Consider the following 209-nt stretch of genomic DNA (forward strand, 5'->3'; position numbering starts at 1 on the left):
CATCGGTATGCCACGGTCATCGCTGACGCTAAGACTCACCAAGTTATTTGGATAGGGTTAGGCCGTAGCCGCAAGGACATACGACCGTTCTTCGAGCTGTTAGGCAAGCATGGCAACAATATCGAAGCGGTCGCAATGGACATGAATACGGCTTTTGACCTTGAAGTTCAAGCGCACTGCCCGAATGCAAAAATCGTTTACGACTTATT

Annotated in this window: 1 protein-coding gene; it reads left to right on the forward strand. The window is 48.8% G+C overall.

All coding sequences use genetic code 11. The features are described 5' to 3' along the window. A partial coding sequence (locus AB4161_RS23155) for a transposase (RefSeq protein ID WP_372084486.1) occupies nt 1–209 on the forward strand: 209 nt, incomplete at both ends.

It is taken from the genome of Vibrio sp. 10N.286.51.E5, assembly GCF_041469125.1.
Classification (GTDB): Bacteria; Pseudomonadota; Gammaproteobacteria; order Enterobacterales; family Vibrionaceae; genus Vibrio; species Vibrio crassostreae_C.